Source organism: Fulvimarina manganoxydans (assembly GCF_900176465.1).
GTDB lineage: Bacteria > Pseudomonadota > Alphaproteobacteria > Rhizobiales > Rhizobiaceae > Fulvimarina > Fulvimarina manganoxydans.
Genome location: NZ_FWXR01000004.1, coordinates 160760 through 184823, shown reverse-complemented (window position 1 = coordinate 184823; position 24064 = coordinate 160760). Strand labels below are relative to the sequence as shown.

The window sequence follows — 24064 nt, the reverse complement described above, 5'->3', positions numbered from 1 at the left end:
ATGAACGGCAAGACGATGGACCAGCTCGCTCCGACGACCCGGCTTTCACCTTACCGGTTCTTCTCGGCGGAGGCCTGGGCGAAGTTCCGAGCCGATATGCCGCTGACGCTCGAGGCCGACGAGCTCGAGCGCATCCGCTCCATGAACGACCCGGTCGATCTCGACGAGGTTCGGCGCATCTATCTCGCTTTGTCGCGGCTGCTATCTGCCCATGTGGAGGCCTCGCAGCTGCTGTTTCGCCAGCGCCAGAGCTTTCTGTCCGGAAATGGCGGCTCGCGAAAGACGCCCTTCGTCATCGGGATCGCCGGCTCGGTGGCCGTCGGCAAATCGACGACGGCGCGCCTCCTGCAATTGCTTCTCGGGCGCTGGCCGTCCTCGCCGCAAGTCGCTTTGGTCACGACCGACGGCTTTCTCTACCCGAACGCCGTGCTCGAACAAAACGGCCTCATGCGCCGCAAGGGCTTTCCCGAAAGCTACGACGTCGGCGCGATCCTGAGATTCCTTTCAGATGTCAAAGCCGGCGCCCCCAAGGTGAAGGCGCCGGTCTATTCCCACTTCGTCTATGACGTCATCGAAGGGCGATCGATCACCATCGACCGACCGGATATTCTGATCTTCGAGGGGCTCAACGTCCTGCAGGTGCAGGATATGCCGCCCAATGGCCGGGCGATCCCCTTCGTCTCGGATTTCTTCGACTATTCGATCTATATCGACGCGGCCGAGGACGACATTCATCGCTGGTATATCGACCGCTTCATGCGGTTGCGCGAGACGGCCTTCCGCGAGGAGGGCTCGTTCTTCCACCGCTATTCAAAGATTTCCGATACGGATGCTCTGGAGATTGCGGAAGGCCTATGGGCCGACATCAATGCGGTCAATCTGAAGGAAAACATTCTTCCGACCCGTCCGCGCGCCGATCTCATCCTGACCAAAGGGCCGGATCACCTGATCGAACAGGTCGCTTTGCGCAAGATCTGACCGATCCGGCTATATGCCGGCATTTGAGGATCGGCCAATCAAGGTCAGGCCAAGCTTACCGACTTTTCATGAGGCCAAACGCCCCGGCAGACTGTAGAAGCGGGCGAGCGGCCCTGCCGCCTCCTGTCGTCGGCCCGATAGCTTCGAGGTTCGCCTTGTTCGTTTCCTACTTTCCCAATCCCAAGCCGTTCTTTCTGTCAGCCGTCGTCTGGACGATCCTCGCCGTCGCGCTTTGGTATGGCTTTGCCTCAGACGCCGGCCCTTGGTTCGGTCTGCCGCGCCCTCCGATGGGTGAGGAGCCAGTTGTGGGCATTTCGGTCTTCTGGACGCCGGATTTTCTCTGGTTCTATGTCTATTACACGGTGATGGTCGGCCTCTTCGCCGCCTTCTGGATGATCTATTCACCCCATCCCTGGGCGCGTTGGTCCATTCTCGGCTCGGCGCTGATCATTTTCGTCGTCTATTTTCAGGTGCAGGTCTCCGTCGCCATCAACGCGTGGTACGGCTCCTTCTACGATCTCATCCAAGCGGCTCTCGGTAAGACCCGGGTGGTGACGGTCGAGGAATTCTACGCCGGCGTCGCGACGTTCCTGTCGATCGCGCTGGTGGCGATCACGATCGCCGTGCTCAATCTCTTCTTCGTCAGCCACTACATCTTCCGTTGGCGGACGGCGATGAACGACTACTACATGTCCCACTGGTCGAAGCTGCGGAAGATCGAGGGTGCGTCCCAACGTGTCCAGGAAGACACGATGCGCTTTTCGACGACCACGGAGAGCCTTGGCGTTCGGCTCATCGACGCGGTCATGACGCTGATCGCGTTCCTGCCGGTGCTTCTGGCCCTTTCGAAAAATGTCACGCAACTGCCGATTATCGGCGAGGTCCCCTATGCGCTCGTTTTCGCCGCGCTGATTTGGTCAGCCCTCGGGACCGGCCTTTTGGCGTTGATCGGGATCAAGCTGCCGGGTCTGGAATTCAAGAACCAGCGGGTGGAAGCGGCCTATCGTAAGGAACTCGTCTATGGCGAGGACGATGCAAACCGCGCACGCCCGCCGGAGATTCGCGAGCTTTTCGGCCATGTCAGGCGGAATTATTTCCGCCTCTACTTCCACTACATGTATTTCAATGTCGCGCGCTTTGGTTATCTGCAAACGGACAACATCTTCGCGCTCGTCATTCTTGGCCCGACGATCGTGGCGGGGGCGATCACGCTCGGGGTCATGAACCAGATCGTCAACGCATTCGATCAGGTTCGCTCCTCGTTCCAATATCTCATCAATTCATGGACGACGATCGTCGAGCTGATGTCGATCTATAAACGTTTGCGCGCCTTCGAAGCCGCGATCGATGACGAACCGCTTCCCGAGATTGATCAACGTTGGCTCGCTGGCCAGACGGCGAGCGAATAGGTCGACACAGCGCTTGGAAGAAAGAGAAAGGCGGGACCCGATAGCCCCGCCTCTTCATGCATCTGGTCGAAGCAGCCGCCGGGCGCTTCAGAAAATTCGATATGCTTGCGACGCGCCCTGGCCGCCTTGGATCAGTTGTAGACGGGCGTCGCGTCGCTCTCGTCACAGACGAGGTGAAGAACCTCGCCATAACCTTGCTCGGCGATGAGGGCCGCAATCTCCACGACATCGTCCTCGTTCCTGCCCGAGGCCGCCACGACGATGGCGGTCTCGGCGCCCTTCAACCCGTCGACGTGGTCGAGGGCTGCGACCGGTAGATGGACGATGCAACTGCGATAGGCGCTCTGAAACGCTTCGAGATAGAAAGCGAGATCGGCCAATTCGTCTTGATCCAGCGCCTCGATGTCGATGCCGCCCGAGGGCACCACATGAAGCAGGCTTTCGTCGTCGCGATGGATGGCCTCGCCGATGCCGATCGCGCCGCCCACCACGTCGAGCCAACCCTTCTCCTCGCCCAGCCTGGCGCCAAGGCCCCTGGATTGGGCGAATTGGAGAAGCGCGACCGGCTGGAGTTGTTGGGTCATCGCGCGAGCCAGTGCGACAACGCCCTTTTCCGATGCCTCGTCGCCGAACGGCGTGACGACGACGAGGCGCGTGACCGCGCTTTCGCTCGCTGCCATGGTCAGTTCGTCGATGGTCACACGCTCGGGGCTCGCCGGATCGCTTGGGCTCACCCGCTCGGCATGGGCGCCCGCCTCGCTCGGGCGGCGCGCATCGTCCGTCTCGGCTTCAGCGGGAGCCGAAGCGCCCACCTCCATGTCGATACTCGCCATATCCATCAACGCCTTTTCATAACCCTGTCCGGGGCCCGCTTCGATCGCCAGCCGCGCCGACTTGTCGGTCGACTTCCCTCTTGCGGCACCCGTCGAGGCGGCGTGGATCGGCGCCGATTGGCCGACACCCGATTCGTCTGCGCCTTTCATCACACCACCTCTCGAAATCCATCTCGGCCAACGCGTCGCGCAAAGCCCGAAGTATCGTCGCCTCTCATCTCCGCCATCGCGCAAGGCCTGGCTCGACGGCTCGGTTGCGGCCGCCCCTGCGTCGATCCGAGCTGCCCGCCACCATGTCGCGGCAGCCGGCCCGGCTTTGAGCCCTGCCGAAAAGGCCGATCGGTCAAGAGTTTGGCCTGGAAGGGTAACCAGGCCGTTAACCGGCCGTCGCAAGACATCAGGAGACGCCGAAGCACAGGGCAGCATTCACCAATGCTTAACCCTAACAAATGTAAATCATATGGGGTCGGATACGTCTCGGAAGGCTCGTCTGAAGCGACAGCGCGGACGGGACGGCGCGGCGGACAGGCAGGGCGAGCGGGCGTCGAGACAAGGGTCCCGGCATCCTCGCAGAACGCTGGATGGGAGAGCGCCGCAAGCGCGATCGGACCATCCATCCTTGCGTGCGAGCCCTCAAAGACAATGGTCACGGCACGAGACGGGCGATCCGGAGAAGAGACTGGACATGATGAGGAAAGCGGCACTTTCGGTCTTCGGCGTGGTGCTCGCCATCACCGCCGGTTGCGCGTCCTACAAGCCCGCGCCACCCGCCTTCCATTCCGTGATCAACAAGCCCTATCATCTCGATAGCGGCGACGTCGTCCGGCTGACGGTCTTCGAACAGGCGGAATTGACGAATGCCTATCCGGTCGACAAGGCCGGCTATATCTCCGTGCCGCTTATCGGCGCCGTTCCGGCCCGCGGACGCACCGCGAACCAGCTCGAAGGCGAAATCGCCGACCGCCTGCGCGATGGGTATCTGCGCGATCCCGATATCACGGTGAGCGTCGAGCAGTACCGCCCCTTCTTCATCATGGGCGAGGTCACCCAGGGCGGCCAATACAGCTATGTGCCGGGGATGACGGTGCAGAAGGCCGTGGCGATCGCCGGCGGCTATACGCCCCGCGCCGAGCAGGAGAATGTGGACATCACCCGCGAGATCGGCGGGCGCGTGGTCACCGGACGGGTGAACATTTCCGACCCGATCCTGCCCGGTGATACGCTTTATATTCGCGAGCGCTGGTTCTGATCGCCGATCCAGCGCCCGCCCAACTTGTCTTCTGAGATCGCGAGCGCGGCGTCAGACAGCCGAGAGGCCGTCCGAGCCGATATAGGCGATCCGCAGCATATTGGTCGCGCCCGGCATGCGCAGCGGCACACCGGCCGTCACGATCAGCCGCTGACCGGCTCGCGAATAGCCCTGCTCCACGGCCAGCCGGCAAGCTTTGTCGACCATGTCGTCGAGCGATTGCGCGTCCTCAGTGACGACGCAATGGAGCCCCCAGGCGAGCGACAGACGGCGAGCCGTCTTGGCGACCGGCGAAAGAGCGAGAAGCGGAATGCGCGGCCGCTCGCGCGAGGCGCGAAGACCCGTCGTTCCGGTCGCCGTGTAGGTGACGATGACCGAAACGTCGAGGGTTTCGGCCATCTGACGCGCCGCGAGCGAGACCGCGTCCGCGCCCGTTGCTTCCGGTTCGGGGCGCTGGGCGAAGATGATGCCCGGATAGAGCGGGTCCTTCTCCACCTGAATGGCGATCCGATCCATGGTCGCGACCGCCTCAACCGGATAATCGCCGGCAGCCGACTCGGCCGAGAGCATGACCGCGTCCGCGCCTTCGAAGACGGCGATCGAGACGTCCGACACCTCGGCGCGTGTCGGCACCGGCGCGGTGATCATCGATTCCAGCATCTGGGTCGCGACGACCACCGGCTTACCGGCCTTGCGGCAGGCGCGGGTGATGCGCTTCTGAATGCCGGGGACCGCTTCCAGCGGCAATTCGACGCCGAGATCGCCGCGCGCCACCATGATCGCGTCGGAGAGTTCGATGATCTCGTCGAGACGCTCCACCGCCTGCGGCTTTTCGATCTTGGCCAGAAGCCAGGCCCGGCCGCGCGCGATCTTGCGCGCCTCGGCCATGTCCTCCGGCCGCTGGATGAAGCTGAGCGCCACCCAGTCCACATCGGCCTCCAGGACGGCGTCGAGATCGCGCCGGTCCTTGTCGGTCAACGCACCGCTCAAGAGTGTCGTGTCGGGAAGCGAAACGCCTTTGCGGTCGGAAATCTTGCTTCCCGCCACAACCTTGCAGCGGATCGAGCGCTTGTCGGTCTCGATACATTCGAGAAAGAGACGCCCGTCGTCGATCAGGAGGCGGTGACCGACCTCGACCGCTTCCAGAATTTCGGGATGGGGCAGATGGACACGAGTCGAATCGCCCGGCTCGGGATTGTCGTCCAGCGTGAAGTCCTGGCCGATCTCCAACATTTCCGAGCCATTGGCGAATTTACCGACGCGCAGCTTCGGGCCCTGCAGGTCCGCCAGAATGCCGATCGGACGGCCGATCGCGGCCTCCACATTGCGGATTCGGCCGACGAGCGCGCGCATCAGGTCATGATCGGTATGACTCATATTGATGCGGAAGACGTCGGCGCCCGCCTTGTGCAGTTCTGCGATCTGCTCCTCGGTCGACGATGCCGGGCCGAGGGTCGCGAGGATCTTCACGCGTCGATTGCGTCTCATTGCTGCTCCGTTGCCACGCCGGGGGTTTCGGTGAGTTGCACCATCCAGCTTGCCTGTTCGCCGGTGTCGTATTCGCGAAAGCCCATGCGCTGATAGCCACGCTGGAAGCATTCGGAGACGCCGGCGATTTTGAATTCGTTTTCCGCCACGCACATATTGATGTCGCCGGCCCAGCGGGCCTCGCCATTGGCGTCCTCGGCATAGAGGTAATAATAGCGGGAGGAGAGCTGGCCCTCGATGATCGTCTTGCAGCTCGTCGCCGGAATGCGCCACCAGCCTTCGCTGGTCCAGCCGGCATCGGCGCGATAGCCGATCGCGACGCCCACCAGAGACTGGGTTCCGTTGCAGACCCTGAAATCGGCACGGGCCTCGCCGGCTCCGACAAGCGTCATCAGCGCCGCTCCGCCAGTCACCGACAGGACCGCGACAAGCCAAGGCCGCGCCCGTTCGAACCCCACCGCAGTCATCGGTATTGGACCCTCATGCGAATCGATTGAAGGCTTCGACAATGGTTGTAGCCCCGTCTCAAGTCAACGAGACGACGCTCATGCAGCAAAGCTGCGGCAAGAAAATGAAGCCGTGAGACGCCGATCGATGGCCGGTCTCCGAGGCGCAACCGCGAAAATGGTGAGGCGCCTCACGCTTGATCGATTGATGTCGGATGGCGATATCGGACCCGACGAGACTGAAATCGAAGAGAAAGGACGGCGCCCGATGAGCGACGCGACCAAGACCGCAGCCCCCACCCTCGCCGGCGACAACCGAACCGAATTCGAGGCCGCCGCCTTTCGCCGCCTCGTCGAGCATCTGCGCGAGCGCAACGACGTTCAGAATATCGATCTCATGAATCTCGCCGGCTTCTGCCGCAACTGCCTGTCGCGCTGGTATCAGGAAGCGGCCGAGTCGGGCGGCGTCACGCTGACCAAGAGCGAGGCCCGCGAGATCGTCTATGGCATGCCCTATGACGATTGGGTGGCCGAGCATCAGAGCGAGGCAAGCCCGGACGCCAAAGCCGCCTTCGAAAGCCGGGACAAGCATTAAGCGGCACAGCGTTTTAGACAGGCGCTGGCGAACGGGGCGTCCATAAGGCGATCGATGGCGGAAAGGCCTCGTTAACCCTATGGTCACGCCTTGCTGCGAGATGTCGTCCATCAGAGGGCGCGCGCCTTCCGACCTTGCCGCATTGGGCGACGAGGCGGATCACGCCGACGCCAACGACCATTCAAGCCGAGGAGCGAGGCATACATGTCCGATGTGAGCGAAGTCGCGGGAGACCAGTTGCGTTCCTTCGTCGAACGCATCGAGCGGCTCGAAGAAGAAAAGAAGACCATCGCGGACGACATCAAGGACGTCTATGCCGAGGCCAAGGGCAACGGTTTCGACACCAAGGTGCTGCGCAAGGTCATCTCGCTGCGCAAGCAGGATCAGAACGAGCGCCAGGAGCAGGAGGCGATCCTCGACCTCTATCTCCAGGCTCTCGGCATGGCGCCGGATTTTCCGCAGAGCTGATTGGCTCCGTCGGGCCGCTTCGATCAATGCCAGGGCGATCGCTCTCGAAAGGGGACGGTCGCCCTGATGCTTTTCGTCGCCATGTTGACCCTTGGCGCGGCAGGTTGCAAACAGCCTTCCCAAAGGCGGCGCACAGGGATGGCGCCGCGACCTGTGCGCTTTCGAAGGATCATCCGATGGGTTTCAGATGCGGCATCGTCGGCCTGCCCAATGTGGGCAAGTCGACGCTTTTCAACGCCCTCACCAAGACGGCCGCGGCCCAGGCCGCCAATTACCCCTTCTGCACGATCGAGCCGAATACCGGCGATGTCGCCGTGCCCGATCCACGCATGAAGGCGATCGCCGGCATCGCCAAGTCCCAGAACATCATCCCGACCCGCATCACCTTCGTCGACATTGCCGGCCTGGTGCGCGGCGCGTCGAAGGGCGAGGGTCTCGGCAACCAGTTCCTCGCCAATATTCGGGAAGTGGACGCGATCGTCCATGTGCTGCGCTGCTTCGAGGATGACGACATCACCCATGTGGAAGGGCGCATCGATCCGGTGGCCGACGCCGAGACGGTCGAGACGGAGCTGATGCTCGCCGATCTCGAGAGCCTCGAACGCCGCATCGTCAATACGCGCAAGAAGGCGACCGGCAAGGACAAGGAAGCTCTCGCCCAGCTGCCGATCATGGAAAAGGCACTCGCTGTCCTCAACGAAGGCAAGCCGGTGCGCGTCGCAGCCAAGGAGATGGACGCGGAGGAAAAGCGGGAGCTGCGCGGCCTCAACCTTCTGACCTCCAAACCCGTCCTCTATGTCTGCAATGTCGCCGAGGCCGATGCCGCCGAGGGCAATGCCCATTCGGCCGCCGTCGCGAAGATGGCCGCCGACCAGGGCGCCGGCACGGTCGTCATCTCGGCCGCGATCGAGGCCGAGATCGCTCAGCTGCCCGAAGACGAGGTCGGCGATTATCTGGAAGCCATGGGCCTTGCCGAGCCTGGCCTCGATCGGCTGATCCGCGCTGGCTACGATCTTCTCGATCTCATCACCTATTTCACCGCTGGTCCGAAGGAAACGCGCGCCTGGACCGTCGGCAAGGGCACCAAGGCGCCCCAGGCCGCCGGCGTCATCCACACCGATTTCGAGAAGGGCTTCATCCGCGCCCAGACGATCGCCTTCGATGACTATGTCGGGCTCGGCGGCGAAGTTGGTGCCAAGGAGGCGGGCAAGGCGCGTGACGAAGGCAAGGAATATGTCGTCGTCGATGGCGACGTGATGCTTTTCAAATTCAACGTCTGACGGCGATCGGAGCTTCTCAATGCTCGTTCTCGAAGATTTCACGCCTGGACGTGTGTTTCCCCTCGCCGACTACGCGGTCACGCGCGATGCAGTCGTGGAATTCGCCGCTGAGTTCGATCCACAGCCCTTCCATCTCGACGAGGCGGCGGGCGCCGCCTCGATGCTCGGCGGGCTCTCGGCCTCGGGCTGGCATGTGGCCGGGATCATGATGCGGATGATCTGCGACGCCTATCTTCTGAATTCCACGTCGCAAGGCTCGTCCAGTGTCGATCACATCGACTGGAAGAGGCCCGTCAAGCCTGGAGACGTCCTATCGGGCAGCTCGACCGTTCTGACGTCGCGCGTATCGACCAAGAAGCCCTTTCTCGGCCTCGTGACCCTGCGCACCGAGCTCCAAAATCAGACCGGCGAGACGACCGCCGTGTGCGAACATCTGCTCTATTGCCTCACCCGGCAGGCCCATGAGGAAGGAACGATCGCATGAGCCTGTGGGACTCCATCGAATTGGGCCGTACGCACGATCTCGGCTCTTACGAATTCACATCCGAGGCGATCATCGCCTTCGCCGAAAAATACGATCCGCAGCGCTTCCATCTCGATCCCGAGGCCGCCAAGAAGACGCTGCTCGGCGGTCACTGCGCGTCCGGCTGGCACACGGCGGCGGTCTATATGAAGCTCAATGTCGCATGGCGGAAGCGCATCTTGAAGGAATGGCTCGCGGCAGGTCATTCGATGCCGAAATTCGGCCCCTCGCCGGGCATCAAGTCGATCCGCTGGCCCCATCCGGTCTTTGCGGGCGATTGGATCGCCTATAGCCACCGTGTTAGCGAGAAGCGCGTGTCACGCTCACGGCCCGGCTGGGGGATCATCGGTTTCGCAGTCGAAGCGGTCAATCAGGACGGCGTGTCCGTGATGACGTTCGACGGCGCCGCCTTTCTCGGCACCGATTGAAGAATGGCGCGGCCCGGCCGCGCCTTCATATTTTCGTTCAGTGTCCCTCGAAGGACACCAGCGTCCGTACATCGACGCCGAGATCGCGAATCCTCTGCGCGCCGCCGAGATCGGGAAGATCGATGACGAAGCAGGCGGCGACGATCTCGGCGCCGAGTTCCCGCAGAAGCTTGATGGCGCCCGTCGCCGTCCCGCCGGTGGCGATCAGATCGTCCGTCAACAATACGCGCTCACCCGGCTTGATGGCGTCCTTGTGAAGCTCGATCTCGTCGGTCCCGTATTCCAGATCGTAGGAGACCCGGATGGTCTCGTGCGGCAGCTTGCCCTTTTTGCGAATGGGCACGAAGCCGGCGGTCAGCTGATGGGCGAGCGCCCCGCCGAGAATGAACCCACGCGCCTCGATCCCGGCCACATGGCGAATGCGCTGATCGGCATAAGGGGCAACGAGCGCATCGACGGCGGCACGGAATGCGATTGGATCGGCCAGCAAGGTCGTGATGTCGCGAAACAGAATCCCGGGCTTCGGATAGTCGGGGATCGTTCGAATGGCAGCACGGAAATCGGTCAAGGGGCTCTGCTTTTCTGACATCGACGCCGAAGCCCCGAGATCAAGGGGCCTCAGCGCTCGTTGAATATCTACGGCACGATCTCGCGCGCGTTCGCCGTCTTCAGAATCGCCGAAACGCGGGATGCGCTTGTTCAGCTGGCCTTCTGGATGGTCTGAATGACCTCGAAGCCCTCGAATTCGGGATGGCCCTGATAGAGCGGCTTGGTCGAGCCGGCGCCGCCATGGGCCTGGCGGAAGGCTTCGGACTTGGTCCAGGCTTCGAAGCTCGAATAGTCGGCCCAGATCGTGTGCGAGGAATAGAGCTGATAGCCCTCGCGTTTCGGGCCTCTCAGGAGATGAAACTCCACGAAGCCAGGAACGTCCCGCAATTTCGAGTCGCGCCCCATCCAGACCTGTTCGAATTCGGCCTCGGCGTCCGGCAGAACCTTGAAGCGATTCATGGCGATATACATCGGGATCCTCCTCGATCGATCGTTCGCCCCTGATAGCGAAGCCCCGAGAAAACGAAAAGGGAGCCGAAGCCCCCTTCTCTACGTCTCAGAATGTTGGGTGCGTCCTTAGTGGGCGAAGCCCGACCAGACACGGCGCTTCACCAGGAACATCAGGACCGCGAAGATGATCAGGAAGATCATCGTGATAAAGCCCGTGGCCTTGCGCTCGACAAGATGGGGCTCCGCCGCCCACATCAGGAAGGCCGAAACATCCCGCGAATATTGATCGACCGTTTGGGGCGTCCCATCGGGATAGTCCACCTGATCGTCATAAATCGGCTGCGGCATGGCGAGCGCAGGACCCGAGATGAAATACGGATTGTAATAGGTCCCGTCGAGAATCGTCACGTGCGCCGGCGGCTCTTCGCCATAGCCCGTCAGAAGCGCATGGATATAGTCCGGTCCCGCCTCCTGATATTGGGAGAACAGGTCGAAGACGAAGGTCGGGAAGCCACGCTCGACGGCGCGGGCCTTGGCGATCAGCGAGAAGTCCGGCGGGACCGCGCCGTTGTTGGACGCCGCCGCCGCTTCCGGGTTCGGATAGGGCGCCGGGAAGTAGTCCGAGCCGGTGGCAGGACGATCGAACATCTCGCCGGAAGCGTCCGGTCCGTCGGTGACCGTATATTCGGCCGCGATCGCCGAAACCTGCTCTTCGCTGTATCCGAGCGCTTCCAGATTGCGGAAGGCCACGAGATTCATGGAATGGCAGGCCGCGCAGACCTCCTTATAGACCTTGAAGCCCCGCTGGAGCTGGCCGAGGTCCCATTTGCCGAAAGGTCCGGCAAAACTCCAATCCATCTCGTGCGGATGCTTCAGAGGGTAATGCGGGGTTTCCGCGTGTCCCTCTTCGGCGGAGATGACGCCGGCGTCCTCGACCGCCTGATCCGGGTTGGACTCGATGGAGGCGCCGTTCTCCATCGTCTGCTCTTGAGCCGAGGCCATGCCGACAGGCATGACCATCAGGCAGGTGGCTACGATAGCCAGGTGCATTTTTTTCATAGGTTCTATCCCCAACGCTTGAACCCGTCAGCCCTTGGTGTCCGGCGATGCCGCCGCGCCCGCAGGCTGACCGGCGCCACCTTTGGCCGCCGCCTTTCCGAGCACCGCTTCGGTGATCGAGTTCGGCAGCTTCTTCGGTGTTTCTATGAGGCCGAGAACCGGAAGGACGATGAGGAGATGGGCGAAATAGTAGATCGTGCCGATGAGCGCGAGCGCCGGATAGATGCCCTCGGCCGGACGCGAACCGAGCCATCCGAGGAAGACGCAGTCGGCGGCAAAAATCCAGAAGAAGATCTTGTACATCGGCCGATAGGCGGTCGAGCGGACCCGGCTGGTGTCGAGCCATGGCAGGAAGAACAGCACGATGATCGAGCCGAACATCACCAACACGCCGCCGAGCTTGGAGTCGATCGGGCCGATATTGAAGGTGATGGCGCGCAGCATCGCGTAGAACGGCAGGAAGTACCATTCGGGCACGATATGCGCTGGCGTCTTCAGCGGGTTCGCCTCGATGTAGTTATCCGGATGGCCGAGATAGTTCGGCAGGTAGAAGATCATGTAGGCGAAGAAGGCCAGGAACACGACCATGGCAAGGCCGTCCTTGACGGTCGCATGGGGCGTGAAAGGCACCGTGTCCTTGGAGGACTTCACCTCGACGCCGGTCGGGTTGGTCTGGCCGGTCACGTGCAGCGCCCAGACGTGAAGGATCACGACGCCAGCGATCATGAAGGGCAGAAGGTAGTGTAGCGAGAAGAAGCGGTTCAACGTCGCATTGTCGACCGAGAAGCCGCCGAGCAGAAGCTGCTGGATGGGATCGCCGATCAGCGGGAATGCGGTGAAGAAGCCGGTGATGACCGTCGCACCCCAGAAGGACATCTGACCCCAGGGCAGAACATAGCCCATGAAGGCCGTCGCCATCATCAGAAGGAAGATGACCACGCCGAGGATCCACAACACTTCGCGAGGCGCCTTGTAGGAACCGTAATATAGGCCGCGGAAGATGTGGAGATAGACGGCGATGAAGAAGAAGGATGCGCCGTTCGCATGCATATAGCGCAGGAGCCAACCCCAGTTGACGTCGCGCATGATCTTTTCGACCGACTCGAAAGCCAGAGCCGATGAAGCGGCATAATGCATAGCCAGGACGACGCCGGTCAGGATCTGAACCGCGAGGAACAGCGCCAGAATGCCGCCGAAGGTGTAGGCGTAGTTCAGATTGCGCGGAACCGGATAGGCCACGAACGAGTCGTAGACCATGCGCGGCAGCGGCAGCCGCGCATCCAGCCAGCGCATAATGCCGTTCGACGGCACATAGGAAGAATGACCACTCATCTTCGTTTCTTTCCTCCCTCTCGTCAGCCGATACGGATGGTCGTGTCGTCGGTGAAGGCGAATGGCGGGATCGCCATATTCTCCGGCGCAGGCCCCTGCCGAATACGCCCGGCCGTGTCGTAGGACGAGCCATGGCACGGGCAGAAATAGCCGTCATAAGGGCCGGCCTGTCCGAGCGGGATACAGCCAAGATGGGTGCAGACGCCGACCATGATCAGCCAGGCTTCCTTACCCTCGGCTGAGCGGTTCTCGTCGGTGGCGGGCGCATCGCCCGGCAGATTGGCGTTGCGCGCGATCGGGTCCTTCAGATCGGACAGATCGACGGCCTTGGCTTCCTCGATCTCCTGGGCCGTACGCTGGCGGATGAAGATCGGCTTGCCACGCCATTTTGCGGTAATCGACTGTCCCTCGGCCACCTGGCTGACATCGACGTCGATCGATGCGAGCGCCAGCGTTGCCGCGTCCGGGTTCATCTGGTCGATGAACGGCCAGGCGACGGCTGCGGCACCGACGACGCCCACGGCGCCAGTGGCAATGTAGAGAAAATCACGGCGATTGGGATCGGCGGTTTCGTTCACGCTCACGGCTGAGCCTCTCCTTGACTCACGATGTCCAGGTCACCCCGGTTCTTGCGAAATTTCAGTGGCCGCGGCAAGGGTTTGGCGCACCGCCTATGGTCGCACATCGCCGCAGGGCAATAGAAGGTTTCGCGCTTCTATGCCCCCAAGAACCGGCTTGTCCAGTCTGGAATGGGTCGAAATCGTGGCGGCCGTGGCAATCGGGCAAGCCTCACACCGCCTTTGGGCCGAGGGCTTCAGCCGATGAGCGCGCGCGTCAGAGCGACGCCGGTCGCCCCGACGGCCACCGTGACGATCAACGGCAGGCGCAGGGCGAGAAGACCGCAGATCACAAGAGCGATTCGCTCCGGCCAATCGCCCGTAATTAGCACCGGCGCGAAGATCGTCGTCAACACGGCGGCCGGCACCGCGTCGAGCGCCGCCTCCAGACGCGGTGGCAAGCGTCCGATCCGCGAGATGAGGATATACCCACCGAAACGCGTCACATAGGTGAGGAGACCGGCGAGGACGACAATGATCCAGAATTCCGACATCGCTTAGGCCTCCTTCTCCGTCGAATGGGTCTCGCCACGCTCTGGTGGCTTCATGGCGGCGGCCACCGCGATGCCCGCCAGCGCCCCGAGGGTCACGTGCCAGGGCGGGCCAATCACGTAAGTCACGGCGATCGAGACGATGGCGCTCGTTCCGGCGACGGGCCAGAACGTGCGCCGACTGCGAAAGGTCATGACCAAAGCGAGAAAATAGACCGGTAGAACGAAATCGAGGCCGAACGCCTCCGGCTCCTCGATCAGCGAACCGAACAAGGCGCCGATGAGCGTCGAGGCCAGCCAGCAGATGTAAAGCGCCATCCCGTAAGTGAAGTAATAGCGCTTGGTGAGCGGTCTTTCGGCCGCACGTGCTTCCGCCGCACCGAAGATCGGATCGACAAGAAGGAAGAAGGCCGCTGCCTTGGCGGCTGGCGAAAAGCGAGTGAGATGGCGCCCGATCGACGCCGAATAGAGAATGTGACGGAAGTTCAGGGCGAAGACGGTGAGCAGCACCGTCCAGACCGGGGCTCCGATCCCGATGAGCTGCAGCGCCGCCAATTGCGAGGCGCCGGCGAAGACGGTGGCCGAAAAACCCATCGCCTCGAGAAGGGTCAGCCCATCGCCGAGGGCGATCGCGCCATAGACCATGCCGAAGGGGAAAACCGCCAGAAAGACCGGAAAAACCTGTCGGAGCGCAGCTTCGATCTCTGAGCCCGCAAGTTGATGAAGATCTGAAGACCGAGTTTGGGACACGCGGAACGACCCCTCCTTCGAACAGAGAGTGAAAGAGTACAGAGCGGGATGGGGCGACGAACCCGGCCTAAGAGGCGCGGGCCGACGGTCGGGAACGCGATCAAAACGGCTTCTCCCGCCATCGCTGCCGGAAAAGCTTGCCGCGCCGCATGCTTGGGCGGTCTTCGGCAGAGCGAGGAGTTAGGCCCCACGCTCCTGGAGATCAAGCAGCCGTCTCACCTCTTTGCGACTGGAGAGAGTGAAGAGCGCTCGCTCTCTTCCCTTAGAACCGATCTTCCGATGCCTCTCCACCATTCAGGTCTCGTCGAGGATTTTCGACCAGACCCTTCGAACGGATCATTCTTCGGGATAGACGACGCTGCGCGGGAACTCGGCGAGCGCGATGGTCCATTGGTCCAGCACGTATTTCAGTTGACCGGGCGCGATGCCGCCGGCCAGCGGCAGGCTCATCTCGATGACTGGGCGGTTCTCTTCCGTCAGATAGGCCTTGTTGAGCGGCGCAGTCCGGTTCCACAGATTGATCGTGCCGACCGAGACGGTCTGGACATCCCAGACCGCATAAAAGTTGAGGGCTTCGCAGGCTTTTCCATCGGTGCAGTCGAGGAAGAACAGCTGATAGGCCGTGCCATTGATATCGCCGACGATCGCCGGATCGCCATTGTCGAGTTCGACGATCCGCGCCTCGCCATAGCCTTCCGCGATCGCCCGGATCGCTTCGGTGTCGTCGGCGCCGATGAGGCTTTGAGTCTCGTCGGCGACTGGGATGCCGATCGCCCCGGCCGCATCGGCTGCGGGAATGGCGGCGAAAAGCAGAGAAGCCGCGAGGGCGGCACGGGAGAAAGGCATCGCAAGTCCTTGGAATCGATCGCCCCTATCTCAGGGCGAGCGACCGCCTTTCGCAAGCGCTCAAAACCGCTTGACGCCGAATTGAACCGGCCCCGTTGCCCTGACGCATCGCGGGCGTCCTTGCCGGCCTCGGCCCTGCCCGATCGTCACGCACCGCTCACCCGGCGGGCACGTCGCGCCCGATCCGCGCAAACCAGGCATCCTCGTCGATCACCTCGATGCCGAGTTCCGAGGCCTTTTTGAGCTTCGAACCGGCACCGGGACCCGCCACGACGAGATCGGTCTTTTTCGAGACCGAACCGGCCACCTTGGCGCCGAGTCCCTCGGCTATCGCTTTGGCCTCGTCGCGGGTCATCTTTTCGAGAGCGCCGGTGAAGACGACCGTTTTGCCGCTGACGGGCGAGGTCTCTGCGGGCTTCTCCACAGCTTCGACTTGAAGCTCGGCCACAAGGGCTTCGACAAGTTTCAGATTGTGATCTTCGGAAAAGAAGCGCGCGACAGCCGTGACGACCGCATCGCCGATATCGTCGAGCGCATCCATCTCCTCCCGCGCGGCTTCGTCTTCGGCCGCGATCTTCAGCCCCGCCTCGTGAAAGGCCTCGAAAGTGCCGTAGGCGCGGGCCAGGACCCTCGCCGTCGCCTCGCCCACATGCCGGATGCCGAAGGAGAAGATCAGCCGGTCGAGCCCGATCGTCCGCCGGGCTTCGATCGCCTCAAAGAGGTTTCTCGCGGAGACCTCGCCGAAACCTTCCTTATCCCTCAGCTTCTTGAGACCCGCGTCGTTGCGCCGCTTGAGGGTGAAAATGTCGGCCGGCGTGCGGACGGGAAAGTCCGGATCGTCGTAGAAAAAGTCGACCTGCTTGTCGCCGAGCCCGTCGATGTCGAAAGCCTTTCGCGAGACGAAGAGCTTCAGATGCTCGCGGCGCTGATAGGGACAGGCGAATTCGCCCGTGCAGCGGCGCACGACGCTTTGCGCGCCCGAGGCCGTCTCTTCCTGAACGATGTCGGTCTTGAGTTCGCAAGGGCAGACGGTCGGAAAGAGGAAGGGCTCGGCCCCTTTCGGCCGCTTGTCCTCGACGATGCCAAGCACCTGCGGGATGACGTCGCCGGCCCGTTGAATCTCGACCGTGTCGCCGATCCGAATGTCGAGCCGGGCGATTTCGTCGGCATTGTGGAGCGTCGCATTGGTGACGACGACGCCGCCGACGGTGACCGGATCGAGCTTGGCGACCGGCGTGAGCGCGCCGGTGCGGCCGACTTGGATCTCGATGTCCTTGAGGACGGTCGTCGCCTTCTCGGCCGGAAATTTGTGGGCGATCGCCCAGCGCGGCGAGCGCGAGACGAACCCCAACCGCTTCTGAAGCGCCAGATCATCGACTTTATAGACGACACCGTCGATGTCGTAACCGAGGCTCGCACGCTGCGCTTCGATCAGGTGATAGTGCTCGATGAGACCTTCGATGGAATCGAAGCGCTTCATCAGCGCGTTGACCTGAAAACCATAATCCGCGATCGCGGCGACCACCTCCGTCTGGGTTTCGCCGGGAAGCTCGCTCGCCTCCCCCCAGGCATAGGCGAAAAATTTCAGCTTGCGCGAGCGTGTGATCGAGGCGTCCAGCTGGCGCAGGGAACCGGCGGCGGCGTTGCGTGGGTTCGCGTAAATCTGGCCGCCGCTTTCCGCTTGCCGAGCATTGAGTTCGGCAAAGGCCTCATGGCTCATATAGACCTCGCCCCTCACCTCGAAGACCTCCGGCGCAGGACCCTTCAAGCGATTCGGAATATCGGCGATGGTGCGGGCGTTGCGGGTCACGTCCTCGCCCGTCGTCCCGTCGCCGCGTGTCGCCGCCGAGACCATCTCGCCTCTCTCGTAACGGATCGAGAGCGACAGGCCATCGATCTTCGGCTCGGCCGTGATGGCGAGCGGCGCGTCCTCCTCCAGCTTCAGAAAGCGGCGCACGCGCTTGGCGAAATCGGCGACATCCTCGTCGGAGAAAGCGTTGTCGAGAGAGAGCATCGGCAGCGCATGGCGGATCTTGCCGAACTTCTCCGACACCTCCGAACCGACGCGAACGGAGGGCGAGTCCTCGCGAATCAAGCTTGGAAAGCGCGCCTCGATCGCCGCATTGCGCCGGCGCAGCGCGTCATATTCCGCGTCGGAGGCGGTCGGCGCGTCCTCGCGATAGTAGCGCCGATCATGTTCGGCGATCTCGGCAGCGAGCCGCTTCAGCTCTTCGGCCGCCTCCTCCGCGCTCATCGTCTCCACGTCCGGCTCGCTCATCGTCTCAATCCGTCCCCTGCTGACGCGGTTGCCACAGCCCGGCACGAGCCGGGCGCCCGGCGGGTCTTAGACCTGTTCGATCAAGTGAAACTAGTGTCGAACACCCTGGCGGACATCTTGCGTCCGCCGATCTTTGGGACACATCATGGGCCGAGCCGATCGAGGAGACATCCATGCCGCGAACATTGACAGTAACGCTCCCGGACGAGATGGCGGACCGTGTCATGCAGCGCGTGGAAACCGGAGAATTCGCCAGTCTGGACGCCCTGATGCGTGAAGCCATCGCGAGTCTCGACGGGCCTCTCGAGGACGCGGACAGCGAAGATCTTCGCGAGCGCATGCGGATCGCGAAGGACGACCCCAGACCTCGTGTCGAGCTCAGCACCGCGACCGAGCAGGTTCGCGCCGAGCTTCGAAAGGAATTTGGAAGGCTTTGAAGCAGCTTCCCGTCTTCCTCACAGCCGTCGCGATCGACTCTCTTTCCTCCATCGCGCATTTCATAGCGGACAAGACCGGCTCTCTCGATGTCGCTTTGTCCTTTGTGGACCGTATAGAGCAGCGATGTCGAAAGATCGGTGACGCGCCGACCGGCGGTAGGCTACGGTCTGACCTTGGACCCAACATCCGCACGGTCCCGTTCGAGAATAGGGCGGTGATACTCTATCGCGTCGAGAACGAAAGCGTCGAAATCATCGACATTCTCTATCGCGGCCGCCAATATGTGGCAGGTGACTAGAGCATGCTGCCGCCCAAGAAGTTGCATGACTTTTCGGGCAAAATAATGCAGAAAAAACACTTATGGTGAAATAGCGATCCCGACTCATCGCATTTCGGTCTTACCGCGATATTCACCTATCGAGCCACTCCGGCTTGGGTAGATCGAGCGCCAGGATGCGCGCCGCGAGGCCGCGTCGGACGGGCGGCAGATGGAGCGCCAAGGGCAATCCGTAGCGCAGCAAGGTCCGTGCCCAGCCCGGCGGGCCCGAAACGAAATCCGTCATCGCGCGCGTCTGGTCCAAGATCGCCCTGACACTCGGCAGGCGTCGCATTTCATATTCGCTGGCGCGCCCTTCGGAGAGGAGGAAAGCCAGCCAGGCCGCATCCCATATCCCGAGATTCATGCCGCGCCCACCGACCGGCGAATGGACATGGGCCGCGTCGCCGGCGAGGAACACCATGCCACGGGCCATGCGCTCGGCGTGCCGGAAGGCCACATGGAAGCGCGATGTCCAGCCGACATCCGTTACGCCCTCAAGATGCGCGACGAGGTCATCTGGGTTCGTGACCATGCCGATCAGCCTCGCGCGGCCATCGCCAAAGGGAAGAAGCGCCCGCGCTCCGCCGTCAGTGCCGAGATCGACGATGCCCGTGGAGGGATCAGGCCTCGGGTCCAAGGTGACATCGGCCAGCGAGAAGTCGCCGGGATAGCCCTCGCCGCTCCACGGAATACCGAGCGCCTCGCGCACGGTCGATCGAACGCCATCACAGCCCGCAAGGGCATGGGCGTCGATCATATCGCCGCTGGACAGCCGAACTTTCGGACGGTGAGTTTGGGAGACATCCTCCACCGCGACGCCCCATTCGATGGCGACGCCGCGCTCTTCCAGCAAGGCTAGCAGATGGCGCTCGGTCCGCCCCTGCGGGAGCGAGAGGATGAAGGGCGTGTCTGTGGGCGCATCGCTCAAGGGCAGCCGTACCGATCGTCCCGGACCAAACCGCATCTCCATTTGGCGGATGGGGTGTCCGTCAGCCAGCAGGCGATCGGCCACGCCGGAGCTCTTCAGAACGGCAAGCGTCGTCGGCAGGATGGCGAGAGCGCGGGATTCCTCCGGGGGCGTCGGCCCCTTTCCGCGATCGACAATCCGAAAGGGGAGCCCGCGCCGATGGAGCTCCACGGCCAGAGTGAGGCCGACAGGCCCCGCGCCCGCAATGACGACAGGTCCGTCCTGCGGCGTCATGATGCCTGCGCGCCGATCAACTGGGCCGCGGCCGCACGCGCTTCGTCCGTCACCCTCTCGCCGGCCAACATCCGGGCAATCTCTTCGCGGCGGGCGTCCATGTCGATGGCCACGACCTTGGTCGCGACCTTGTCCTCGCCATTGGCGGCGGCTTTGGAGATGAGCAGATGAGTGGCGGCCCGCGCGGCAACCTGAGGCGCATGGGTGACCGCTAGCACCTGAACGGTCTTCGAGAGCCTGGCAAGGCGCCGCCCGATCGCGTCAGCGACCGCCCCGCCGACGCCGGTATCGATCTCGTCGAAGACGAGCGTCGGCGCCGATCCGCGATCGGCCAGCGCCACTTTCAGGGCCAGGAGAAAGCGCGACAACTCGCCGCCCGAAGCGACCTTCATCATCGGGCCGGCGCGTGTGCCCGGATTGGTGCGCACATGGAATTCGACTTCGTCGATGCCGCTTGCCGAGGGTCGATCGCTATCGCTGGCGAGGGCGACGATGAATTCGGCGCGTTCGAGCTTGAGATCCGGCAATTCGGCCATGACGGCGGCAGCTAAGCTTCCGGCGGTTGCATGGCGCTTGGCCGAAAGGCTCGCGGCCGCAGCGTCGAAGGCCTCGCGCCGCGTCGAGACCTCGTTTTCCAGCTGCCGCAGGCGCTCTTCGCCCGCATCCACATCGGCAAGGTCGGCAATCATCTTCGCCGCCAGATCGGCAAGTTCATCGACGGGAACGGAAAATTTACGGCCAGCGGCGCGCAAGGCAAAGAGGCGTTCCTCGGCCGCTTCCAGCGCCTGGGGATCGAATTCAAGCGTTCGGATTGCGCCTTCAAGGGCCATTTGCGCGTCGGCCAGCGCGTCGACGCCCGTGCCCAGACGTTCGATCACCTCGTCGAGAAGGCCGGGCACCTCGTCACGCTTGCGATCGAGACGTTTCAGAAGATTGACGAGGCCCGGCACGGGCGAGCTGTGGCCGGATAATTCTTCATGAGCGTCGTTGACATCGGTCGCGATCTTTTCCGAGCGCATCATGACCGCGCGCTTTTCGGCAAGCTCTTCTTCTTCGCCAGGCAGGGGGTGAAGCTCGGACAGCTCTTCCACCGACGCGCGGAGATATTCCGCCTCCCGCGCCGCACGCTCGACCTTTTCCGTCTGGGTCTTCAGCGCATCGGCCGCCTTGCGCCAAGCCCGATGGGCGGCAGAGACCGCTTCCACATCCAGCGAGAGACCGCCGAAGGCATCGAGCAGGGAGCGGTGGGCCGCTGGATCGACCAATGCGCGATCGGCATGCTGGCCGTGGATTTCGACGAGAGCCGCGCCGATATCGCGCATCAAGGCAACGCTGGACGGACGATCATTGATGAAGACGCGGGTGCGTCCGTCGGCGTTCTGGACCCGGCGCAGGATAACGTCGCCATCGGTGTCGAAGCCGTTGGCGCCAAGAAGCTCGCGCACCGGATGGATGGCCGGCACGTCGAAGACCGCCGTCACCTCGCCCTTGTCCTCGCCATGGCGAACGAGCGAGCCGTCACCGCGCCCGCCAAGGGCCAGCGAAAGAGCGTCGAGCATGATGGATTTACCCGCGCCGGTCTCACCGGTCAGGACTGCAAGGCCTTCCTCCAGTCCGAGGTCCAGCCGCTCGATGAGAACGATATCGCGGATCGCAAGATGAACGAGCATGGCCTGACGGGTAGAAGAACAAAGCCGGAATGGCAACGGCACAGTCGCCGCGCCGACCAAAATAGGTCTTCATCCGGCGTGTCGCCATGCCTTTGGCGACACGAGCGCCCGTGTGAGGAAACTGATGGTTCGGCTCAGGCGCCGGTGAGCTTGCGGGCTGCCGTCGAGAACCACGATCCGACGCCGCCGGCCCGGGGCTCTAGGCCACCTTGCTGGAGAAGCGCATAGGAGTCCCGATACCACTGGGAATCCGGGTAGTTCTGCCCAAGAACGGACGCAGCTGCCTGCGCCTCGCCGGTGAGACCCATGGCGTAATAGGCCTCAGTCAGACGCGCGAGTGCCTCTTCCACGTGACGCGTGTCCGGATAGACATCGACGACGTTCTTGAAGCGGTTGATCGACGCCACATATTCGCGCCGCTCAAGATAATAGCGCCCGACTTGCAACTCCTTGCCGGCCAGCTGATCGCGGGCGATGCGCAGCTTGTTCTGGGCATCCTCGACATAGGGCGAATCGGGATAGCGGTCGATCACCTCACGCATCGCCGCCGCCGTGCGCGCCGCATCGGCCTGATCGCGCGTGATGTCGGGGATCTGCCGCCAATAGCTGAGGCCAATGATATATTGGGCGTAGGCCGCTTCGTCCGTGCCCGGATAGAGCGACAGATAGCGCTTGGCGGCGTTGATCGCCTCTTCATAGGCGCCCGAACGGTAGTTGGTGAAGGCCTTCATCACGAGCGCCTTGCGGGCCCATTCCGAATAGGGATGCTGGCGGTCGATCGCCTCGAACTTGGCCGCGGCTTCGCCGAGCCGGCCGCCTTCGAGATTGGCAAGGCCCTGATTGTACAACACGTCGGGCCGTTCGGTCTGAGCGGCAAGCGCCAGGACATCGACCTCGGATCCGCCATCGGACATACAGCCCGAAAGCCCGATCTGGGTGGTGGCAAGAGCAAGGGCGAGCCCGGCACCCTTCAGGCGCATCGACACTCTTGTTCCCCCAGCCTTGTACGACTTCATCATCCCCAAAGGGCCCCCTGCCCTGCGATCGTCTCGGCCCCTTCTCCGTTCAGAGACCGGCGCGTTCTCGGCCACGCATACACATTGGGACAGGGCCATTTTATGGCGGCCAGAGTCAATGCGCGTGGCGCCTGGAAATTGGTAATGAATGATTCATTCCTTATGAAATGCAGATTTCCCGCCACGCTTAAGGCTCGCCCCCGACGCGCAACCAATGCAAAACGCCCGGCGCGCGCGAGCGGCCGGGCGTCGAAACATTGTCTGTCATGGACGCTCGCGTGCAGGAGGCAATCCGCCACCCAATCCCGCTCAGAGCATTTGCGGCCCGTAAGCCGGCGCGGCGACCGCCACGAGCGGGGCATGACGAACCGGATCGACCCGGCGCGAGGGAAGCTCGACCACTTCATAGGCCGTGCGATCCGCCAGAAGCGCCGACAGCGCCATGGCGTTCAGGCGATGGCCGCCGCGATAGGACGCGTAGCAACCAAGGATCCGCGAGCCCGCCAAAGCCTGATCGCCGACCGCGTCCAGCGCCTTGTGGCGAACGAACTCGTCCTCATAGCGAAGACCGTCCGGATTGACGATCGCACCATCCACATCGATTACGACGGAATTGGCGAGCGAGGAGCCGAGAGCATAGCCATTCGCCCAAAGCCGCTCCACATCCTTCATGAAGCCGAAGGTGCGGGCGCGCGACAGATCGCGCTTGAAGCGCTCCGCGGTCAGGTCGGCGGCATAGGTCTGCTGGCCGATAGTCGCGCAGTCGAAGTCGATCGCGATCTCGAACCGGGTCGTGTGATGCGGGCGATATTCGGCCCGCGCGCCATTCATCTCGACGGAAACGGTCTTCAGCACGCGGATGTAACGACGCTTGACCGGCTGGCTGACGACGCCGGCCTCCTCGATCGCCGAGACGAAAGCCGCCGAACAGCCATCCATGATCGGCGTCTCGGCGCCGTCGACCCCGACGACGACATTGTCGATGCCCATGGCGTAGAGCGCAGCCATCAGATGCTCGATCGTCGCCACATGAACGCCACTCGGATCACCGATGACGGTGGAAAGATCCATGCGAGGGGTATTGGCCGAAAGCGCCGCGATTTCACGAACCGAGCCGTCGTCCAGACGACGGCGAAACAAAACGCCTGTATCGGCACTCGCCGGCTGAAGGGTGAGGCAGACCGGACTCCCGCTATGGACACCGACACCATTGAATGTGACGGGCGCGGCAATCGTCTGCTGATACATCAACACTATCGGCAACCTTTCCCGCCAAGCCATCCTTCCAGCCTCGAACGACTGTGGGCGATGGCGGATGTTTCCCCATGGTGATCGCTATCGCTCTAATCCG

Annotated in this window: 26 protein-coding genes; 10 read left to right on the top strand and 16 right to left on the bottom strand. The window is 62.8% G+C overall.

The window, feature by feature from the left end; genetic code table 11:
• Both coaA and sbmA read left to right on the top strand, forming a co-directional pair.
• Positions 1-978 carry a type I pantothenate kinase gene (gene coaA, locus B9A15_RS06960; RefSeq protein ID WP_139798250.1) on the top strand — a complete coding sequence of 326 codons (978 nt, stop codon included), beginning with the start codon at positions 1-3 and terminating at the stop codon, positions 976-978.
• A gap of 155 nt (positions 979-1133) precedes the next feature.
• A complete protein-coding gene (gene sbmA, locus B9A15_RS06955) occupies positions 1134-2387 on the top strand; it encodes a peptide antibiotic transporter SbmA (RefSeq protein WP_084409319.1) in 1254 nt (417 codons plus the stop codon).
• Positions 2388-2518: 131 nt separating this feature from the next.
• Here the strand turns inward: sbmA and B9A15_RS06950 are convergent, their stop codons facing one another.
• Positions 2519-3370: a hypothetical protein gene (locus B9A15_RS06950; protein WP_084409318.1), complete on the bottom strand. Its 852-nt coding sequence runs from the start codon at positions 3368-3370 to the stop codon at positions 2519-2521.
• 535 nt (positions 3371-3905) lie between these two features.
• Between B9A15_RS06950 and B9A15_RS06945 the strand changes: the two genes are divergently transcribed.
• Positions 3906-4469, top strand: a complete 564-nt coding sequence (locus B9A15_RS06945) for a polysaccharide biosynthesis/export family protein (RefSeq protein ID WP_170923195.1) — start codon at positions 3906-3908, stop codon at positions 4467-4469.
• 51 nt (positions 4470-4520) lie between these two features.
• On the opposite strand, the gene pyk is transcribed toward B9A15_RS06945, so the two are convergent.
• Together pyk and B9A15_RS06935 are read right to left on the bottom strand one after the other, a co-directional pair.
• Positions 4521-5957, bottom strand: coding sequence for a pyruvate kinase (pyk, locus tag B9A15_RS06940; RefSeq protein WP_084409317.1), 1437 nt, complete (start codon positions 5955-5957; stop codon positions 4521-4523).
• Positions 5954-6349 carry a DUF1036 domain-containing protein gene (locus tag B9A15_RS06935; protein ID WP_139798264.1) on the bottom strand — a complete coding sequence of 132 codons (396 nt, stop codon included), beginning with the start codon at positions 6347-6349 and terminating at the stop codon, positions 5954-5956. The genes pyk and B9A15_RS06935 overlap by 4 nt, the downstream gene beginning before the upstream one ends.
• 322 nt (positions 6350-6671) lie before the next feature.
• Here B9A15_RS06935 and B9A15_RS06930 point away from each other — a divergent pair, with 322 nt between their 5' ends.
• From B9A15_RS06930 to B9A15_RS06910, 5 genes are all read left to right on the top strand, one after another.
• Positions 6672-6998: a DUF1244 domain-containing protein gene (locus B9A15_RS06930; protein ID WP_084409441.1), complete on the top strand. Its 327-nt coding sequence runs from the start codon at positions 6672-6674 to the stop codon at positions 6996-6998.
• A gap of 204 nt (positions 6999-7202) precedes the next feature.
• Positions 7203-7466 carry a DUF2312 domain-containing protein gene (locus tag B9A15_RS06925; RefSeq protein ID WP_084409315.1) on the top strand — a complete coding sequence of 88 codons (264 nt, stop codon included), beginning with the start codon at positions 7203-7205 and terminating at the stop codon, positions 7464-7466.
• 176 nt (positions 7467-7642) lie between these two features.
• Entirely contained in the window at positions 7643-8746 is a 1104-nt protein-coding gene (ychF, locus tag B9A15_RS06920; protein WP_084409314.1) for a redox-regulated ATPase YchF, read from the top strand.
• 19 nt (positions 8747-8765) lie between these two features.
• Complete coding sequence (locus tag B9A15_RS06915; protein WP_084409313.1) at positions 8766-9230, top strand: MaoC family dehydratase; 465 nt, start codon at positions 8766-8768, stop codon at positions 9228-9230.
• Positions 9227-9697 carry a MaoC family dehydratase gene (locus B9A15_RS06910; protein ID WP_084409312.1) on the top strand — a complete coding sequence of 157 codons (471 nt, stop codon included), beginning with the start codon at positions 9227-9229 and terminating at the stop codon, positions 9695-9697. The genes B9A15_RS06915 and B9A15_RS06910 overlap by 4 nt, the downstream gene beginning before the upstream one ends.
• A gap of 37 nt (positions 9698-9734) precedes the next feature.
• Here the strand turns inward: B9A15_RS06910 and B9A15_RS06905 are convergent, their stop codons facing one another.
• The 9 genes from B9A15_RS06905 to ligA form a co-directional block, all read right to left on the bottom strand.
• Positions 9735-10286 (bottom strand): adenine phosphoribosyltransferase, encoded by a 552-nt coding sequence (locus B9A15_RS06905; RefSeq protein WP_084409311.1) that lies wholly within the window; start codon positions 10284-10286, stop codon positions 9735-9737.
• Positions 10287-10396: 110 nt separating this feature from the next.
• Positions 10397-10717, bottom strand: a complete 321-nt coding sequence (gene hmuQ / locus B9A15_RS06900; RefSeq protein WP_084409310.1) for a heme-degrading protein HmuQ — start codon at positions 10715-10717, stop codon at positions 10397-10399.
• Positions 10718-10822: 105 nt separating this feature from the next.
• Complete coding sequence (locus tag B9A15_RS06895; protein WP_084409440.1) at positions 10823-11746, bottom strand: cytochrome c1; 924 nt, start codon at positions 11744-11746, stop codon at positions 10823-10825.
• Positions 11747-11782: 36 nt separating this feature from the next.
• Positions 11783-13087, bottom strand: coding sequence for a cytochrome b (locus B9A15_RS06890; protein ID WP_084409309.1), 1305 nt, complete (start codon positions 13085-13087; stop codon positions 11783-11785).
• A gap of 23 nt (positions 13088-13110) precedes the next feature.
• On the bottom strand, positions 13111-13671 hold the full coding sequence (gene petA, locus B9A15_RS06885; RefSeq protein ID WP_084409308.1) for a ubiquinol-cytochrome c reductase iron-sulfur subunit: 561 nt from the start codon (positions 13669-13671) through the stop codon (positions 13111-13113).
• Between the two features lie 230 nt (positions 13672-13901).
• Positions 13902-14198, bottom strand: a complete 297-nt coding sequence (locus B9A15_RS06880) for an AzlD family protein (RefSeq protein ID WP_084409307.1) — start codon at positions 14196-14198, stop codon at positions 13902-13904.
• A gap of 3 nt (positions 14199-14201) precedes the next feature.
• Positions 14202-14945: an AzlC family ABC transporter permease gene (locus tag B9A15_RS06875; RefSeq protein WP_244556821.1), complete on the bottom strand. Its 744-nt coding sequence runs from the start codon at positions 14943-14945 to the stop codon at positions 14202-14204.
• A gap of 336 nt (positions 14946-15281) precedes the next feature.
• Positions 15282-15791: a YbjN domain-containing protein gene (locus tag B9A15_RS06870; RefSeq protein WP_084409306.1), complete on the bottom strand. Its 510-nt coding sequence runs from the start codon at positions 15789-15791 to the stop codon at positions 15282-15284.
• Positions 15792-15948: 157 nt separating this feature from the next.
• A complete protein-coding gene (gene ligA / locus B9A15_RS06865; protein ID WP_084409305.1) occupies positions 15949-18069 on the bottom strand; it encodes an NAD-dependent DNA ligase LigA in 2121 nt (706 codons plus the stop codon).
• A 173-nt stretch (positions 18070-18242) separates the two neighbouring features.
• Here ligA and B9A15_RS06860 point away from each other — a divergent pair, with 173 nt between their 5' ends.
• The gene (locus tag B9A15_RS06860; protein WP_139798249.1) at positions 18243-18506 is read left to right on the top strand and encodes a ribbon-helix-helix domain-containing protein; all 264 of its coding nucleotides are present in this window, start codon (positions 18243-18245) and stop codon (positions 18504-18506) included.
• On the top strand, positions 18503-18805 hold the full coding sequence (locus tag B9A15_RS06855; RefSeq protein WP_084409303.1) for a type II toxin-antitoxin system RelE/ParE family toxin: 303 nt from the start codon (positions 18503-18505) through the stop codon (positions 18803-18805). Before B9A15_RS06860 ends, B9A15_RS06855 begins: the two co-directional genes overlap by 4 nt.
• A gap of 112 nt (positions 18806-18917) precedes the next feature.
• Here the strand turns inward: B9A15_RS06855 and B9A15_RS06850 are convergent, their stop codons facing one another.
• The 4 genes from B9A15_RS06850 to lpxC form a co-directional block, all read right to left on the bottom strand.
• Positions 18918-20027: an FAD-dependent oxidoreductase gene (locus B9A15_RS06850; RefSeq protein WP_084409302.1), complete on the bottom strand. Its 1110-nt coding sequence runs from the start codon at positions 20025-20027 to the stop codon at positions 18918-18920.
• On the bottom strand, positions 20024-21697 hold the full coding sequence (gene recN, locus B9A15_RS06845; RefSeq protein WP_084409301.1) for a DNA repair protein RecN: 1674 nt from the start codon (positions 21695-21697) through the stop codon (positions 20024-20026). The genes B9A15_RS06850 and recN overlap by 4 nt, the downstream gene beginning before the upstream one ends.
• 134 nt (positions 21698-21831) lie before the next feature.
• A complete protein-coding gene (locus B9A15_RS06840; RefSeq protein WP_244556832.1) occupies positions 21832-22677 on the bottom strand; it encodes an outer membrane protein assembly factor BamD in 846 nt (281 codons plus the stop codon).
• Positions 22678-23022: 345 nt separating this feature from the next.
• Positions 23023-23961 (bottom strand): UDP-3-O-acyl-N-acetylglucosamine deacetylase, encoded by a 939-nt coding sequence (gene lpxC, locus B9A15_RS06835; RefSeq protein ID WP_139798246.1) that lies wholly within the window; start codon positions 23959-23961, stop codon positions 23023-23025.
• Positions 23962-24064 lie beyond the last annotated feature (103 nt).